Origin of the sequence: Streptomyces sp. NPDC048172, from assembly GCF_043202595.1 — a bacterium.
Classification (GTDB): domain Bacteria; phylum Actinomycetota; class Actinomycetes; order Streptomycetales; family Streptomycetaceae; genus Streptomyces.
Map to the genome: position 1 here is coordinate 115,814 of NZ_JBIDAT010000004.1, position 16,582 is coordinate 132,395.

Sequence of the window (16,582 nt, forward strand, 5' to 3'; positions counted from 1 at the left end):
CTTCAGGACTCCTGGGTGACGGAGACGAGCACATCGTCCCCTTCGATCTTGACGGGGTAGACGGGTACGGGGCGGGTGGCGGGCAGCCCGGAGGGCTTGCCGGTGCGCAGGTCGAAGGTCGAGCCGTGCAGCCAGCACTCGATCTGGCAGTCCTCGACCTCGCCCTCGGAGAGGGAGACGTTCGCGTGCGAGCAGATGTCGTGGATCGCGAACACCTCGCCCTCGGTGCGGACGACCGAGACCGGCACACCACCCAGCTCCACGCGCAGCGGGGTGTCCTCTTCCAGGTCACTCAGCGCTGCGGCGCGGACGAACTCGGCGGTGCCACTCATGCGACGGACGCCTCCAGCTCGGCGTCGATCTTGGCGATCAGGCGCTCCTCCAGGTCGGGCAGGCCGATCTGCTGGACCAGCTCGGCGAAGAAGCCGCGCACGACCAGACGGCGGGCCTCCCGCTCGGGGATGCCGCGGGCCATCAGGTAGAACAGCTGCTCGTCCTCGAAGCGGCCGGTCGCCGAGGCGTGGCCGGCGCCGACGATCTCGCCGGTCTCGATCTCCAGGTTCGGCACGGAGTCGACGCGGGAACCGTCGCTGAGCACCAGGTTCCGGTTCAGCTCGTAGGTGTCGGTGCCGGTGGCGCCCGCCTGGATGATCACGTCGCCGATCCACACCGCGTGCGCGTCGTCGCCCTGGAGCGCGCCCTTGTACGCCACGTTGGAGCGGCAGTTGGGTGCGTCGTGGTCGACCAGGAGGCGGTGCTCCTGGTGCTGGCCCGCGTCGGTGAAGTACAGCCCGTAGAGCTCGGCCTCGCCGCCGGGGCCCGCGTACGTCACGCGCGGGTTGAGGCGGACCAGATCGCCACCGAAGGTGACGACGACGGACTTGAACGTCGCGTCGCGGCCGACCAGCGCGTTGTGCTGGGAGCAGTGGACCGCGGTGTCGTCCCAGTCCTGGACGGAGACGACGGTGACCTTCGCGCCGTCGCCGAGGACGAACTCGACGTTGGCCGAGCGGACCGCGTCGCCGGTGTGGTCGATGACGATGACGGCCTCGGCGAAGGCGCCGATGTCGAAGACGGTGTGCCCGTACGTCACGCCGCCCTCGCCGTGCAGGCTGACCCGCACCGGCTCGGAGAGCACGGCCTCCTTGGGCACCGAGATGACCGATGCCTTCTCGAAGGAGGAGAACGCCTGCGCGGCGACCCGGTCGACGGGCTTGCCCGCACGGCCCACGCGCGCGTCGTCGCGCGAGACCTTCTCGACGGTCACGCCCTCCGGGGCCGACACCTCGGCCTTGATGGCGCCGGTCGCCTCGGCCGTGCCGTCGTGCAGGCCCTTCAGCCGGTCCAGGGGAGTGAAGCGCCACTCCTCCTCGCGGCCGTGCGGCACCGGGAAGTCCGCCACGTCGAAGGACGGCGGCGCGCTCATCCGGGTCGCGGTGGTGGACTCCGCCGCCACCGCGACGGCGCCGCTGGTCGTGGCACCAGCCGGGATGTTCTGAGCCTCAGCCATGGCTGTCGTGTTGCTCGCTTTCTGGATTCAAGACAAGAGAGGGGGCTGGACGGGGGTACGGCGGCCGGACGTCAGCCGACCGCGCCCTCCATCTGCAGCTCGATCAGCCGGTTCAGCTCCAGCGCGTACTCCATCGGCAGCTCCTTGGCGATCGGCTCCACGAAGCCGCGGACGATCATCGCCATGGCCTCGTCCTCCGACAGACCGCGGCTCATCAGGTAGAAGAGCTGGTCGTCGCTGACCTTGGAGACCGTCGCCTCGTGGCCCATCGTCACGTCGTCCTCGCGGACGTCCACGTACGGGTACGTGTCCGAGCGGGAGATGGTGTCGACCAGGAGCGCGTCGCACAGCACGTTGGACTTCGAGCCCTCCGCGCCCTCGCCGATCTCGATCAGACCGCGGTACGAGGTACGGCCGCCGCTGCGGGCCACCGACTTCGAGACGATGTTGGAGGAGGTGCGGGGCGCCATGTGGACCATCTTGGCGCCGGCGTCCTGGTGCTGGCCCTCGCCCGCGAAGGCGACGGACAGGGTCTCGCCCTTGGCGTGCTCACCCATGAGGTAGACCGCCGGGTACTTCATCGTGACCTTGGAGCCGAGGTTCCCGTCGACCCACTCCATGGTCGCGCCCTCGTAGGCCACGGCGCGCTTGGTGACCAGGTTGTAGACGTTGTTCGACCAGTTCTGGATCGTCGTGTAGCGGCAGCGGCCGCCCTTCTTGACGATGATCTCGACGACGGCGGAGTGCAGCGAGTCCGAGTCGTAGATCGGCGCGGTGCAGCCCTCGACGTAGTGCACGTACGCGTCCTCGTCGACGATGATCAGCGTCCGCTCGAACTGGCCCATGTTCTCCGTGTTGATCCGGAAGTAGGCCTGGAGCGGGATGTCGACGTGGACGCCCGGCGGGACGTAGATGAAGGAGCCGCCGGACCAGACCGCGGTGTTGAGCGCCGCGAACTTGTTGTCACCCGCGGGGATGACCGTGCCGAAGTGCTCCTGGAAGAGCTCCGGGTGCTCCTTGAGCGCCGTGTCGGTGTCCAGGAACAGGACGCCCTTCTCCTCCAGGTCCTCGCGGATCTGGTGGTAGACGACCTCCGACTCGTACTGCGCGGCGACGCCGGCCACGAGGCGCTGCTTCTCCGCCTCGGGGATGCCGAGCTTGTCGTACGTGTTCTTGATGTCCTCCGGGAGGTCCTCCCAGGACTGGGCCTGCTTCTCGGTGGACCGCACGAAGTACTTGATGTTCTCGAAGTCGATGCCGGAGAGGTCCGAGCCCCAGTTCGGCATGGGCTTCTTCTGGAAGAGCTTGTGCCCCTTCAGGCGGAGCTTGAGCATCCAGTCGGGCTCGTCCTTCTTCCCCGAGATGTCGCGGACGACCTCGTCGGAGAGTCCGCGCTTGGCGGCGGCACCGGCGGCGTCGGAGTCGGCCCAGCCGTACTCATACTTGCCCAGCCCCTCCAGCTCGGGGTGAGCAGTCTCCGTAGGAGCAGTCATGCGGGGTTCCTCCCGGCCTCGTTCACAGATGCGGTGGCTTTGGTGGCTTCGCTGGTCTTACTGGTGGTCTTCTGATGTGCCTGGGGGATGAACGTGGTGCACACCCCGTCGCCGTGGGCGATGGTCGCCAGGCGCTGCACATGGGTGCCGAGCAGCCGCGAGAAGACCTCGGTCTCCGCCTCGCAGAGCTGCGGGAACTGCTCGGCGGTGTGGGCCACCGGACAGTGGTGCTGGCAGAGCTGCTCCCCGGCCGAGGAGGGCGCACTGCGCGCCGTGGCAGCGTACCCGTCCTCCGTCAAGACCTCCGCCAGTGCCCTGGCGCGCTCCTCGGGCGGCACGCTCTCCAGGGCCGCGCGGTACTTCTCCGCCTGCGCCGCGATACGGGCGCGGGCGAAGGCCGCGACGGCGGCCTCGCCGACCTCGCCGCCGCCCGCTGTCTGGGCGATCCAGCGGAGAGCGTCGGCGGCAAGCTGGTCGTACGCCTGGTCGAAGGCATCCCTGCCGCAGTCCGTCAGGGCGAAGACCTTGGCCGGACGGCCACGTCCCCGCGAGCCGTAGACCCGCTTCTCGCGGGGCTCCACGACGCCCTCGGCTGCGAGCGCGTCGAGGTGCCTGCGGACGGCTGCCTGGGTCAGCTCCAGGCGGAGGGCCAGCTCGGCCGCGGTCGACGGGCCGTGGTCGAGGATGGAACGCGCGACCTTGTTGCGCGTGCCGTGCTGTTCATCCGGGGCGCCGGACGCGGTCGGTCCGGCGGTGGCCTGTGCGGCCGCCGCGCTCTTCTCCCGAGCCTCGCCCCTCTTTTTCACAACGCCATTGTTGCTTAATTCCTCGGAGCCCGGCAACCCGCGTCTGTGACCAGCCGCAATGGGGTGCGTCACGTAAGGCGGGCCTAACCTCGGGCCCGAGCCCAGACCCGAGCCCAGACCCGGGCCCGACGGCCCCGCGGGGCTCCCTAGACTTCCTTCCATGCACTCTTCTGCGGCTGTGGAAGTCGCGGGGCTGGTGAAGAGGTACGGAGACAAGACCGCCGTCGACGGGCTCGACCTGTCGGTCGCGCGCGGCTCGGTCACCGCCTTCCTCGGCCCCAACGGCGCGGGCAAGACCACCACCATCGAGACCTGTGAGGGCTACCGCCGCCCCGACGCGGGCACCGTCCGCGTGCTCGGCCTCGACCCCGTCACCCAGGGCGCCGAGCTGCGCCCCAGGATCGGCGTGATGCTCCAGAGCGGCGGGATCTACCCGACCGCGCGCGCCGAGGAGACCCTGCGCCACATGGCCACGCTGCACGCGCACCCGCTCGACGTGGGCACGCTGATCGAGCGGCTGGGCCTGGACTCCTGCGGCCGTACGCCCTACCGGCGGCTCTCCGGCGGCCAGCAGCAGCGCCTCTCCCTCGCGCTCGCCCTGGTCGGCCGCCCCGAGCTGGTCTTCCTGGACGAGCCCACCGCGGGCCTCGACCCGCAGGCCCGCCACGCCACCTGGGACCTCGTACGGGACCTGCGCGCCGACGGCGTCACGGTCGTCCTCACCACGCACTACATGGAGGAGGCCGAGGAGCTGTCCGACGACGTCGCGATCGTGGACGGCGGCAAGGTCGTCACCCAGGGCCCACCCGAGGTGCTGTGCAAGGGCGGCGCGGAGAACACGCTGCGATTCGGCGGAAGACCGGGTTTGGATCTGAACTCGCTGCTGAAGGCGCTCCCCTCCGAGACGGTCGCCGTGGAGCTGAGCCCGGGCAGCTACCGCCTCACCGGTACGGTCGACCCCCAGCTCCTCGCCACCGTGACGTCCTGGTGCGCGCAGAACGGTGTCCTGCCCGACCGCATCTCGGTCGAGCGCCGCACCCTGGAGGACGTCTTCTTGGAGCTGACCGGAAGGGATCTGCGGTCATGAGCGAGGGCACCTTCGCCCCGAAGCCCGGGGCCGCGCCCCTCCCCCGGATGATCCGGGCCCAGGCGACGCTGGAGACGCGGACCCTCCTGCGCAACGGGGAGCAGCTGCTGCTCACCGTCGTCATCCCGACGCTGCTGCTCGTCCTCTTCAGCGCGGTCGACATCGTCGACACGGGCGCGGGCGAGCGCGTCGACTTCCTCGCGCCCGGCATCCTCGCCCTGGCGGTGCTCTCGACCGCCTTCACGGGCCAGGCCATCTCGACGGGCTTCGAGCGCCGGTACGGCGTGCTCAAGCGGCTCGGCGCCTCCCCGCTGCCCCGGTGGGGGCTGATGACGGCGAAGACGTGCTCCGTCCTCGTCATCGAGCTGCTCCAGGTCGTGCTGCTGACCGTGGTCGCCCTCGCGCTGGGCTGGTCCCCGCACGGCAATCCCGCGGCCGTACTCCTGCTGCTCGTCCTCGGTACCGCGGCCTTCTCCGGGCTCGGCCTGCTGATGGCCGGGACGCTCAGGGCGGAGGCGACCCTGGCCGCCGCGAACCTGGTGTTCATCCTGCTGCTGATCGGCGGCGGCGTGATCGTCCCCCTGGACAAGTTCCCGGACGGCGCGCGGGACGTGCTCGGCCTGCTGCCGGTCTCCGCGCTCTCCGACGGCCTGCGGGACGTCCTCCAGCACGGTGCCGGAATGCCCTGGGGCGACCTGGGGATCCTGGCGGTCTGGTCGGTGCTCGGCCTGGCGGCCGCCGCGCGTTTCTTCAAGTGGGAGTGAGCCCTCCGCGCCGGAGCGGCCCCCTCGTGAATGCGCGCACAAGCGGCGCCCTACGATAGGGCCGTGTCGAAACTGCTCGAAGTCGTACGTAACCCCGTCGCGTACATCGCCGCGCGCTGGACTCCTACCCAGCGCACCGTCCAGCGGGCGACCCTCACCGCGCTGGTCCTGAGCGTGATCATCATCGTGAGCGGCGGGGCCGTCCGGCTCACGGGCTCCGGCCTGGGCTGCGACACCTGGCCCAAGTGCAGCGACGACAGCCTCACCGCCACCTCCGAGATGGGCTTCCACGGCGCCGTGGAGTTCGGCAACCGGATGATGACGTGGGTGCTGTCGGCCGGCGTCGGCTGGGCGATCATCGTCGTCCGCGCCGCGAAGCCCGCGCGCCCGGAGCTGAGCCGCCTGGCCTGGTCCCAGTTCTGGCTGGTCATGGCCAACGGCGTCATCGGCGGCATCACCGTGCTGACGAAGCTGAACCCGTACACCGTCGCGGGCCACTTCCTGCTGGCCACCGCGCTGCTGACCGTCACCGCGCTGACCTGGCTGCGCGCCCGCGAGGGCGACGCCCCGCCGCGCCCGCTGGTCGGCAAGGCCATCAAGCAGCTCGTGTACGTGCTGGCCGTCGTGAGCGCACTGCTGATCACGGTGGGCACGGTCGTCACCGGCTCCGGGAAGCACGCGGGCGACAGCAGCGACGTCCCGCGGATGCCGGTCGACTGGAAGACGGTCGCGCAGGTCCACGCCGACCTCGCCTGGGTCGTGGTCGCGCTGACGCTCGCGCTGTGGTTCGTGCTGCGCGCGGTGGACGCGCCGGTCGGCCCCAAGCGCCGCACCCGCGACCTGTTCATCATCCTGATGTGCCAGGGCGCCATCGGCTACGTGCAGTACTTCACCGACGTGCCCGAGCTGCTCGTCGCCGCGCATCTGCTGGGCTCCACGGCCGTGTGGATCGGCGTGCTGCGCGTCCTGCTGTCGCTGCGCGAACGCGGCCTGCCGCAGACCGAGGTGCCCGGGGCCGGGGAGACGGAGGCGTCCATCCCCGCGCCCGTCCAGGACAGCGAGAAGCACGAGAAGCAGGACGCGGCTCCGCAGGCTGAGCAGACTCAGCAGGACGCGCCCTCCCCCGCCCCCAGCCGGTAGAGCCGGGACGCGTTCCCGCTCCCGACGCGGGCGGCGATACGGGACGCGTCCCCGGGCGCGCACACTCCTTCCGCGACCCACTCGGAGAGCAACGCGCCCAGCGCCCCCGTGAAGGCCCGCGCCCGGACGACGTACAGCTCGGGCAGCGCGCCCGCGCCCGTCGAGAACAGCAGCTTCGCGAACGGCGCCTCCGCCAGCGTCTCGGCCGGACGGGGGCCCACGTCCGCGTGGACGTGCGGGAACGCGGCCGCCAGCCGGGCCGCCGCGCGGTGGTGCGGGCGCCGCGCCAGCAGCACCACCTCGGTCCCCAGACCCACGGTCGCCCGCAGGAAGTCCTCCAGCGGCGCCGGGTCGCCGCAGCGGAGCTGCACGGGGCGGCCGGTCGCCACGGCGCTCCAGAGCAGATGCCGTACGAGCACGGGCTCCGGCTCCTCGTACGGCGGCGCGGCGCGGCCGGTTATGCGGCGCAGCGGCAGGGCCGCCGCCTCCGCCCGCCGCCGCAGCCAGTGCCCCGCCGCCCGCAGCACCTCCGCCGGGCCCGGCGGCTCGCCCTCGCGGAAGGCGGCGCCCACGACGAAGGCGGCGGCGCCCCGCGCGGCCGCGTGGAGGGCCTCAGCGGTGTTCGCGAGGAACGCGCGTACGGATCCCGAGGTGTCGGCGACCTGGGCGGCGAGCGACTCCAGGCAGACCGCCTCCCGGGCCCTCCCGCCCGCCGCGGCGGCCAGCTCCGTCGGCGAGGTCAGCCCGTGGGCGCCGGGCGTACGGGAGGTACGGGCGGTACGGGAGGTACCGGCGGTACCGGGCGCCGCCGTGGAGGTGTCCACCAGGAAGCCGCCGATGCCGCTCCCCCGCAGCAGCGCGCGGGCGGCGGCGAACGCCCCCAGCTCGCGCCTGCGCGCCAGGTAGCGTGCGGGCGCGCAGTGCGGCTCCAGCCCGAGCAGCGGCGGACACCACCGGCGTACGGCCAGGCCCGGGCCGCTGTCGTAGAAGCTGCCGTGCCCCGGCGCGACGCCTCCCGTCTCCGCCGCCAGATGCGTCTCGAAGGTCGCGAGGCCCAGCTCCGCGTGGAGCACCCCGTAGCCGTGCTGGTCGACGAGCCGTCCCGAAGGGAACCCAGTCATCCGCGCTCCTCTCCCCGGAGGGTTTAACGGCCGGGCGGGGATCAGGTGGCGGTGACCCGTCGCCGGGCACCCGTCGCCAACGGCACTACCCGCCGGTAGCATCTGCCGCATGGCAGCAGACACCAGCAAGAAGGCGGCGCGGCTCGCCAAGGAGATCGGCGCGTTCGTCCGCGCGCACGGCGGCAGCGCGGAGGGCCAGATCGCCTACATCGGCGAGAAGGGGTTCCGGATCTCCCTGGTCGGCGAGGACGGCGGCTGGGGCGACCTGATGGCCCCCTCCAAAGAGGACGCCGAACAGGCCCTGGAGCAGGCCGGGGTCACCGTCAAGGAGAGCTTCGACGGCGAGATGGCCGACCGCGTCCGCACGGGCCCGTACGAGTGGACCCGGATGGCCGGGGTCCAGATCGGCGGCCCGGCGAACCCGTCGAACCCGTAGCCCCGGACATGCGTAAGGGGCGGGAGAGGTGACCCGAGGTCACCTCTCCCGCCCCTTACGTATGTCAGCCGCCTCTTATGAGCCTCAGCGCAGGAACGGGTCGACCGCCACCGCGATGCTGCACTCCCCCGGGGGACGACCCCCGGACCCCCAGCCGGGACCTCGCGCGGCACCCGCTCCCACGGCCCAGATCCGCGCAGCGGTCAGCGCAGGAACGGGTCGACCGCCACCGCGATGAAGACCAGCGAGACGTAGGTGATCGACCAGTGGAAGAGCCGCATCTCCTTGAGCTTGGCCCCCGTCATGCCCGCGCGGGCGCGGGCGCGGAGGGCGTGGGCCTCCCAGAGCCAGAGGCCGCCCGCGAGCAGCGCGACGACGGGGTAGAACCAGCCGACGTAGCCCAGCGGCCACAGCAGGAGTGAGGTCGCGACCATCACCCAGCTGTAGATCACGATCTGGTTGGCGACGACCTTGTTGCCCGCCACCACGGGGAGCATCGGGACGCCGACGCGCGCGTAGTCGTCCTTCACCTTCATGGACAGCGGCCAGTAGTGCGGCGGCGTCCAGAAGAACATCACCATGAAGAGGATGACGGCGGCCCAGCTCACCTCGTTCGTGACCGAGGACCAGCCGATGAGGACGGGCATGCAGCCCGCGATGCCGCCCCAGACGATGTTCTGCGACGTACGCCGCTTGAGGAGCATCGTGTAGACGAGCACGTAGAAGAGGAGGGCGCCGAGCGCGAGGAAGCCGGAGAGCCAGTTGACCAGGAGGCCCAGCATGACCGTGGAGACCACGGCCAGCGTGATGCCGAAGACCAGGCACTCGCGGGGGCTGACCATCCCGGTGACCACGGGACGCTGCTCCGTGCGGTGCATGAGCGCGTCGATGTCGCGGTCGATGTACATGTTCAGCGCGTTCGCGCCGCCCGCGGAGAGATAGCCGCCCACGCAGGTGACCAGCACCAGCGTCAGGTCCGGGACGCCCTGGGCGGCCAGGAACATGACGGGGATGGTCGTCATGAGCAGCAGTTCGATGATCCGGGGCTTGGTGAGCGCGATGAACGCCTTGACCCGGGCCCCGAACGGCCGGTTGCGGGTACTGCTGTCAAGCACCCCCGGGGGACGGGATTCAACGGCCGTCACGGACACCCCTGATCGCCTAAAGAACCAGCGAGCGCGCGGATGTGAAGACCCGCCCAAGCTCGCGCGTACCACGCCACTTTAGACGTTGGGCCGACGTGGCCAGCCATGGGGGGTCGCTCGTGTTGAGGCCGCGCCGCGCTCGCCCCCGCCAGGACCGGGCCGGGATCGCCCCCGGGAGCGGCACCGTGCCCGGGAGGCGGATCTCGGGCGCGGACGGCAGCCTGGAAGGGTGCCGCGTGGCGCCCTTCCGCGCCGCTCCGGCGCCCGTGGCACGGAATAGCGCGAGGCCGCCGATGGTTGCCCTGGGTGTCCAGTGACCAGCCGGTGAACACACGAAAAGTGGCATGTCCTGGCGGGGGTACGCTCGACACCGCCCGGTGAGTGCATAGAGGCACCGGCCATCGAACATGTGGAGAGGAGCCCTGACGCAGGGTGAGCACCAAGCCGACCACCACAGATCTTGAGTGGACCGAACTGGACCAGCGGGCCGTGGACACCGTCCGGGTGCTGGCCATGGACTCCGTGCAGAAGGTCGGCAACGGCCATCCCGGTACGGCCATGAGTCTCGCGCCCGTCGCGTACCTGCTCTACCAGAAGCTGATGCGGCACGACCCGACCGACCCGAAGTGGACCGGCCGGGACCGGTTCGTCCTCTCCGCCGGTCACTCCAGCCTGACCCAGTACATCCAGCTCTACCTGGCGGGTTACGGGCTGGAGATGGACGACCTGAAGTCGTTCCGCACCTGGGGCAGCCGTACCCCCGGCCACCCGGAGTACGGGCACACGGTCGGTGTCGAGACGACGACGGGCCCGCTCGGCCAGGGCGTCGCCAATGCCGTGGGCATGGCCATGGCCGCGCGTTACGAGCGCGGGCTGTTCGACCCGGAGACCCCGGCCGGCGAGTCGCCGTTCGACCACACCGTCTGGGTGATCGCGGGCGACGGCGACCTCCAGGAGGGCATCTCCTCGGAGGCGTCCTCGCTGGCGGGCCACCAGAAGCTGGGCAACCTGGTGGTGCTGTGGGACGACAACCACATCTCCATCGAGGGCGACACGGAGACCGCGATCTCCGAGGACACCGTCGCGCGCTACGAGGCGTACGGCTGGCACGTCCAGCGCGTCGACCAGCTCCCCAACGGGGACCTGGACCCGCAGGGCCTCCACGAGGCGCTGCGCGCCGCGCAGGCCGAGACCGAGCGCCCCTCCTTCATCGCGGCCCGCTCGATCATCGCCTGGCCCGCGCCGGACGCGCAGAACACCGAGGCGGCGCACGGCTCCGCGCTCGGCGAGCAGGAGGTCGCGGCCACCAAGAAGGTGCTGGGCTTCGACCCGGAGAAGCACTTCTTCATCTCCGACGAGGTGCTGGCCCACGTCCGCAAGGCCACCGACCGCGGCCGTGAGGCCCACGCGGCCTGGGACAAGCGGCTCGCCGAGTGGCGCCAGGCCAACCCGGAGCGCGCCGCCGAGTTCGACCGCATCAGCGCGGGCGAGCTCCCCGAGGGCTGGGACAAGGCCCTGCCGGTCTTCCCGGTGGGCGAGTCCGTGGCCACCCGTAAGGCCTCCGGCAATGTGCTGAAGGCCCTCGGCTCGGTCATCCCCGAGCTGTGGGGCGGCTCGGCCGACCTGGCGGGGTCGAACAACACGACGTTCGACAAGAGCTCCTTCCTCCCGGAGGGCAACCCGCTGCCGAACGCCGATCCGTACGGCCGCACGGTGCACTTCGGCATCCGCGAGCACGCCATGGGCTCGACCATGAACGGCATCGCGCTGCACGGCAACACCCGGGTCTACGGCGGCACCTTCCTGGTGTTCTCCGACTACATGCGCCCGGCCGTCCGGCTCGCCGCCCTCATGCAGGCCCCGGTGACGTACGTATGGACGCACGACTCCATCGGCCTCGGCGAGGACGGCCCGACGCACCAGCCGGTCGAGCACCTCTCGGTGCTCCGCGCCATCCCGGGGCTGAACGTCGTACGCCCGGCGGACGCCAACGAGACGGCGATCGCCTGGGCCGAGATCACCCGCCGCCACAGCGTCAAGCCCGCGCCGCACGGCCTCGCGCTCACCCGCCAGGGCGTGCCGACCTACGAGGCGAACCCGGCAGCGGCCAAGGGTGGTTACGTGCTGGTGGAGGCCGAGGGCGGCCACCCGCAGGTGATCCTCATCGGCACCGGCTCCGAGGTCCAGCTCGCCGTCGAGGCCCGCGAGCGGCTCCAGGCCGAGGGCGTCCCGACCCGCGTGGTCTCGATGCCGTCCGTCGAGTGGTTCGAGGAGCAGGACCAGGCGTACCGGGACAGCGTGCTGCTGCCGGACGTGAAGGCGCGCGTGGCCGTCGAGGCGGGCATCGGCCTGACCTGGCACCGCTTCGTGGGCGAGGCCGGCCGGATCGTCTCGCTGGAGCACTTCGGTGCCTCGGCCGACGGCAAGGTCCTCTTCAAGGAGTTCGGTTTCACGCCGGAGGCCGTGCAGCTGGCCGCCCAGGAGTCGATCGCCGCCGCGGCCCGCTGAGGCCGCACCCCACCCCCAAACCGCTTTCACCAAGCACAGGAGATGCGAATCCCATGACAGACGCACTCAAGCGCCTCTCCGACGAAGGCGTCGCGATCTGGCTGGACGACCTGTCGCGCAAGCGCATCACGTCGGGCAACCTCGCCGAGCTCATCGACGAGCAGCACGTCGTGGGCGTCACGACCAACCCGTCGATCTTCCAGAAGGCGATTTCCTCGGGCGACGGTTACGAGCAGCAGCTCGCGGACCTCGCCAGCCGGGGCGTCTCGGTCGGCGAGGCCATCCGCATGATCACCACGGCCGACGTCCGGGACGCCGCCGACATCCTGCGCCCGGTCTTCGACGCGACCGGCGGCAAGGACGGCCGGGTCTCCATCGAGGTCGACCCGCGCCTGGCGCACAACACGACGGCGACCGTGGCCGAGGCCCGCCAGCTCGCGTGGCTGGTGGACCGCCCGAACACGCTCATCAAGATCCCGGCCACCCGCGCCGGGCTCCCCGCGATCACCGAGACGATCGGCAAGGGCATCAGCGTCAACGTCACGCTGATCTTCTCCCTGGAGCGCTACCGCGAGGTCATGGACGCCTACATGGCGGGCCTGGAGAAGGCCAAGGCCCTCGGCCTGGACCTCTCCGAGATCCACTCGGTGGCCTCGTTCTTCGTCTCCCGCGTGGACACCGAGATCGACAAGCGGCTCGCCGCCGTCGGCACGGACCAGTCCGAGGAGCTGAAGAGCAAGTCGGGCCTGGCCAACGCCCGTCTGGCCTACCAGGCGTACGAGGAGGTCATCGCCTCCGACCGCTGGCAGGCCCTGGAGAAGGCCGGGGCCAAATCGCAGCGTCCGCTGTGGGCCTCGACCGGCGTCAAGGACCCGGAGCTGCCCGACACGCTGTACGTCGCGGGCCTGGTCGCGCCCAACACGGTCAACACCATGCCGGAGGCCACCCTGGAGGCCACCGCCGACCACGGCGAGATCACCGGCGACACCGTCCGCGGCTCCTACAAGGACGCGCAGCGGGTGCTCGACGAGATCGCCAAGCTCGGCATCTCCTACGACGACGTCGTGCAGGTGCTGGAGGACGAGGGCGTCGAGAAGTTCGAGGCGGCCTGGAACGACCTTCTCAAGTCCACCGAGGCCGAGCTCCAGCGCCTCGCCCCGAAGGAGGCGTAACCGAGTTGAGCAGCGCAGCCAATCCGCTGCGTGACGCCCAGGACCGACGGCTCCCGCGCATCGCGGGGCCGTCGGGCCTGGTCATCTTCGGCGTCACGGGCGATTTGTCACGGAAAAAGCTGATGCCCGCGGTCTACGACCTGGCCAACCGCGGTCTCCTCCCGCCGGGCTTCTCGCTCGTCGGCTTCGCCCGCCGCGACTGGGAGAACGAGGACTTCGCCCAGGTCGTCCACGACGCCGTCAAGGAGCACGCCCGTACGCCGTTCCGCGAGGAGGTCTGGCAGCAGCTCGCCGAGGGCATGCGCTTCGTGCCGGGCGTCTTCGACGACGACGAGGCGTTCGAGACGCTCCGCTCCACCATCGAGGAGCTGGACAAGTCCCGCGGCACGGGCGGCAACTTCGCCTTCTACCTCTCCGTACCGCCGAAGTTCTTCCCCACCGTCGTCTCCCAGCTCAAGAAGCACGGGCTCTCCGACGGCGGCGAGGACTCCTGGCGCCGCGCGGTCATCGAGAAGCCGTTCGGCCACGACCTGAAGAGCGCCCAGGAGCTCAACGCGGTCGTCCACGAGGTCTTCAAGCCGCACGAGGTCTTCCGTATCGACCACTACCTCGGCAAGGAGACCGTCCAGAACATCCTGGCGGTCCGCTTCGCGAACACCATGTTCGAGCCGCTGTGGAACCGGTCGTACGTCGACCATGTGCAGATCACCATGGCCGAGGACATCGGCATCGGCGGCCGCGCGGGCTACTACGACGGCATCGGTTCGGCCCGTGACGTCATCCAGAACCACCTGCTCCAGCTCCTCGCGCTCACCGCCATGGAGGAGCCCACCTCCTTCGACGCCAAGGCGCTGCTCACCGAGAAGCTCAAGGTGCTCAACTCCGTCCGGCTCCCCAAGGACCTGGGCAGGCACACGGTCCGCGGGCAGTACGCGGCGGGCTGGCAGGGCGGCGAGAAGGTCGTCGGCTATCTCGACGAGGACGGCATCGACCCCAAGTCGAAGACCGACACCTACGCCGCGGTGAAGCTGGAGATCGACAACCGCCGCTGGGCGGGCGTCCCGTTCTACCTCCGTACGGGCAAGCGGCTCGGCCGCCGCGTCACCGAGATCGCGGTCGTCTTCCAGCGTGCCCCGCACTCCCCCTTCGACGCGACGGACACCCAGGAGCTGGGCCAGAACGCGTTCGTCATCCGCGTCCAGCCGGACGAGGGCGTGACGATCCGCTTCGGCTCCAAGGTGCCCGGCACGCAGATGGAGATCCGGGACGTGACGATGGACTTCGCGTACGGCGAGTCCTTCACCGAATCGAGCCCGGAGGCGTACGAGCGCCTCATCCTCGACGTCCTGCTGGGCGACGCGAACCTCTTCCCCCGGCACCAGGAGGTCGAGCGGTCCTGGGAGATCCTCGACCCCGTCGAGACGTACTGGGACAAGCACGGGAAGCCCGAGCAGTACCCCGCCGGGACCTGGGGTCCCCAGGCCGCCGACGAGATGCTCGCACGCGACGGACGGAGCTGGCGTCGGCCATGAACATCGACCTCACGGACACCACGTCCAGCCGCATCAACGCCGAGCTGGTCAAGGCGCGGCGGGCCCTCGGCTCGCCCGCCACCGGCATGGTCCTCACCCTCGTCATCGTCACCGACGAGGGGAACCACTACGACGCGCTGAAGGCCGCCAGCGGTGCCTCCAAGGAGCACCCCTCGCGCATCCTCGTCGTCGTCCGCCGCCCGGGACGCTCCCCGCGCGACCGCGCGCAGCACCGGCTCGACGCCGAGGTGCGCATGGGCAGCGACGCGGGCTCGGGTGAGACGGTCATCCTGCGCCTCCACGGCGAGCTGGCCTCCCACGCCCACAGCGTGGTCCTCCCGCTGCTGCTGCCCGACGCGCCCGTCGTCGTCTGGTGGCCCGAGGACGCGCCGGAGCACCCGTCCGAGGACAAGCTGGGCCGCCTCGCGCAGCGCCGCATCACCGACGCGGCGGCGACCGAGGACCCGGTCGGCGCCCTCGGCCTGCGGGCCAGCACCTACGCGCCGGGCGACACGGACCTGTCCTGGACCCGCATCACACCCTGGCGCAGCGTCCTGGCCTCCTCGCTCGACCAGAAGCACTCCGCGATCAAGGGCGCGGTCGTCGAGGGCGAGGAGTACAACCCGTCGAGCGAGCTGCTCGCCCTCTGGCTCGCCGAGCGCCTCCGCGTCCCGGTCGACCGCGAGATCTCCGAGGGCCCCGGCATCACGGCCGTACGGATGCACACCGCTGACGGCGAGATCTGCCTGGACCGCGCGAACGGCTCGCTCGCCGAGCTGTCCGTCCCCGGCCAGCCCGACCGTCATGTGGCGCTCCAGCGCCGCAGTACGGCCGAGCTGATCGCCGAGGAGCTGCGCCGTCTCGACCCGGACGAGGCGTACGCGGAGGCGGTCCGCTTCGGCGTCAACAAGCTCGGCACGGTCGACCCGGCCAACCCGAAGCCGGCGGACCCCGCCCCGGCGGCCGAGACGACGCCGGTGAAGAAGGCCCCGGCGAAGCGGACGACGGCCGCGGCCGCGAAGAAGGCGGCGGAGAAGGCGGCGGAGAAGTGACCGGCGCCCCGCAGATCGTGGTCCACCACGACAAGGAGGAGATGGCCGAGGCCGCGGCGGCACGCCTGATCACGCGCGTCGTCGACGCGCAGTCCTCCCGCGGCTCGGCCTCCGTCGTCCTCACGGGCGGCCGCAACGGCAACGCGCTGCTGGCCGCCCTCGCGGGCTCCCGCGCCCGCGGCGCGATCGACTGGTCGCGGATCGACCTGTGGTGGGGCGACGAAAGGTTCCTCCCGGAGGGCGACCCGGAGCGCAACGTCACCCAGGCCCACGAGGCCCTCCTCGACGCCGTCCCGCTGGACCCCGCCCGGGTCCACGCGATGGCGCCCTCGGACGGCGCGTACGGCGGGGACGTCGAGGCGGCCGCCGAGGCGTACGCGACGGCACTCGCCGCGGCCTCCCGGCCCGAGGACCACGGCCCCGTCCCCTCCTTCGACGTCCTCCTCCTGGGCGTCGGCCCGGACACCCACGTCGCCTCGCTCTTCCCCGAGCACCCGGGCGTCCGCGAGACGGAACGTACGGTCGTCGGCGTCCACGGCGCCCCGAAGCCGCCCCCGACCCGCGTCTCGCTCACCCTCCCGGCGATCCGCGCGGCCAAGGAGGTCTGGCTCCTCGCCGCGGGCGAGGACAAGGCCAACGCCGTGGCCATGGCCCTCTCGGGCGCGGGCGAACTCCAGGCCCCGGCGGCAGGCGCCTACGGCCGCCACCGCACCCTCTGGCTCCTCGACGAACCAGCGGCCTCCCAGCTCCCGAGAGACCTGTATCCCCCGGCGCTGAGCTGAGGAGAACAGGCAACGACGAAGGGGCCCACACCGA

General features: G+C 71.3%; 15 protein-coding genes. 9 read left to right on the top strand and 6 right to left on the bottom strand.

Annotated features, from left to right (window positions below):
* Nucleotides 1-2: 2 nt before the first annotated feature.
* From ACGF3A_RS18340 to ACGF3A_RS18355, 4 genes are all read right to left on the bottom strand, one after another.
* Nucleotides 3-332 carry a non-heme iron oxygenase ferredoxin subunit gene (locus tag ACGF3A_RS18340; protein WP_393730965.1) on the bottom strand — a complete coding sequence of 110 codons (330 nt, stop codon included), beginning with the start codon at nt 330-332 and terminating at the stop codon, nt 3-5.
* The gene (sufD, locus tag ACGF3A_RS18345; protein WP_393730966.1) at nt 329-1,510 is read right to left on the bottom strand and encodes a Fe-S cluster assembly protein SufD; all 1,182 of its coding nucleotides are present in this window, start codon (nt 1,508-1,510) and stop codon (nt 329-331) included. The genes ACGF3A_RS18340 and sufD overlap by 4 nt, the downstream gene beginning before the upstream one ends.
* 71 nt (nt 1,511-1,581) lie before the next feature.
* Nucleotides 1,582-3,003, bottom strand: coding sequence for a Fe-S cluster assembly protein SufB (gene sufB / locus ACGF3A_RS18350; protein WP_393730968.1), 1,422 nt, complete (start codon nt 3,001-3,003; stop codon nt 1,582-1,584).
* The gene (locus ACGF3A_RS18355; RefSeq protein ID WP_393730970.1) at nt 3,000-3,809 is read right to left on the bottom strand and encodes a helix-turn-helix transcriptional regulator; all 810 of its coding nucleotides are present in this window, start codon (nt 3,807-3,809) and stop codon (nt 3,000-3,002) included. The genes sufB and ACGF3A_RS18355 overlap by 4 nt, the downstream gene beginning before the upstream one ends.
* A gap of 160 nt (nt 3,810-3,969) precedes the next feature.
* Here ACGF3A_RS18355 and ACGF3A_RS18360 point away from each other — a divergent pair, with 160 nt between their 5' ends.
* The 3 genes from ACGF3A_RS18360 to ACGF3A_RS18370 are packed head-to-tail and all read left to right on the top strand — an operon-like array spanning nt 3,970 to nt 6,800.
* A complete protein-coding gene (locus ACGF3A_RS18360; RefSeq protein ID WP_393730972.1) occupies nt 3,970-4,896 on the top strand; it encodes an ABC transporter ATP-binding protein in 927 nt (308 codons plus the stop codon).
* A complete protein-coding gene (locus ACGF3A_RS18365; RefSeq protein WP_393730974.1) occupies nt 4,893-5,660 on the top strand; it encodes an ABC transporter permease in 768 nt (255 codons plus the stop codon). Before ACGF3A_RS18360 ends, ACGF3A_RS18365 begins: the two co-directional genes overlap by 4 nt.
* A gap of 30 nt (nt 5,661-5,690) precedes the next feature.
* Complete coding sequence (locus tag ACGF3A_RS18370; RefSeq protein ID WP_393730976.1) at nt 5,691-6,800, top strand: heme A synthase; 1,110 nt, start codon at nt 5,691-5,693, stop codon at nt 6,798-6,800.
* On the opposite strand, the gene ACGF3A_RS18375 is transcribed toward ACGF3A_RS18370, so the two are convergent.
* Nucleotides 6,764-7,921 (bottom strand): amidohydrolase, encoded by a 1,158-nt coding sequence (locus ACGF3A_RS18375; protein ID WP_393730978.1) that lies wholly within the window; start codon nt 7,919-7,921, stop codon nt 6,764-6,766. The two genes, ACGF3A_RS18370 and ACGF3A_RS18375, sit on opposite strands and share 37 nt — an antisense overlap.
* Before the next feature lie 109 nt (nt 7,922-8,030).
* Here ACGF3A_RS18375 and ACGF3A_RS18380 point away from each other — a divergent pair, with 109 nt between their 5' ends.
* A complete protein-coding gene (locus ACGF3A_RS18380) occupies nt 8,031-8,357 on the top strand; it encodes a hypothetical protein (RefSeq protein ID WP_393730980.1) in 327 nt (108 codons plus the stop codon).
* 203 nt (nt 8,358-8,560) lie between these two features.
* Here the strand turns inward: ACGF3A_RS18380 and ACGF3A_RS18385 are convergent, their stop codons facing one another.
* Entirely contained in the window at nt 8,561-9,508 is a 948-nt protein-coding gene (locus ACGF3A_RS18385; RefSeq protein WP_393730982.1) for a heme o synthase, read from the bottom strand.
* Nucleotides 9,509-9,934: 426 nt separating this feature from the next.
* Here ACGF3A_RS18385 and tkt point away from each other — a divergent pair, with 426 nt between their 5' ends.
* The 5 genes from tkt to pgl are packed head-to-tail and all read left to right on the top strand — an operon-like array spanning nt 9,935 to nt 16,548.
* Nucleotides 9,935-12,010: a transketolase gene (gene tkt, locus ACGF3A_RS18390; RefSeq protein ID WP_393730984.1), complete on the top strand. Its 2,076-nt coding sequence runs from the start codon at nt 9,935-9,937 to the stop codon at nt 12,008-12,010.
* A 53-nt stretch (nt 12,011-12,063) separates the two neighbouring features.
* Nucleotides 12,064-13,182, top strand: a complete 1,119-nt coding sequence (gene tal / locus ACGF3A_RS18395; protein WP_393730986.1) for a transaldolase — start codon at nt 12,064-12,066, stop codon at nt 13,180-13,182.
* A gap of 5 nt (nt 13,183-13,187) precedes the next feature.
* Nucleotides 13,188-14,714, top strand: coding sequence for a glucose-6-phosphate dehydrogenase (zwf, locus tag ACGF3A_RS18400; RefSeq protein ID WP_393730988.1), 1,527 nt, complete (start codon nt 13,188-13,190; stop codon nt 14,712-14,714).
* The gene (opcA, locus tag ACGF3A_RS18405) at nt 14,711-15,766 is read left to right on the top strand and encodes a glucose-6-phosphate dehydrogenase assembly protein OpcA (RefSeq protein WP_393730990.1); all 1,056 of its coding nucleotides are present in this window, start codon (nt 14,711-14,713) and stop codon (nt 15,764-15,766) included. Before zwf ends, opcA begins: the two co-directional genes overlap by 4 nt.
* A gap of 41 nt (nt 15,767-15,807) precedes the next feature.
* Nucleotides 15,808-16,548 carry a 6-phosphogluconolactonase gene (gene pgl, locus ACGF3A_RS18410; RefSeq protein WP_393731879.1) on the top strand — a complete coding sequence of 247 codons (741 nt, stop codon included), beginning with the start codon at nt 15,808-15,810 and terminating at the stop codon, nt 16,546-16,548.
* The last annotated feature ends 34 nt before the right edge of the window (nt 16,549-16,582 follow it).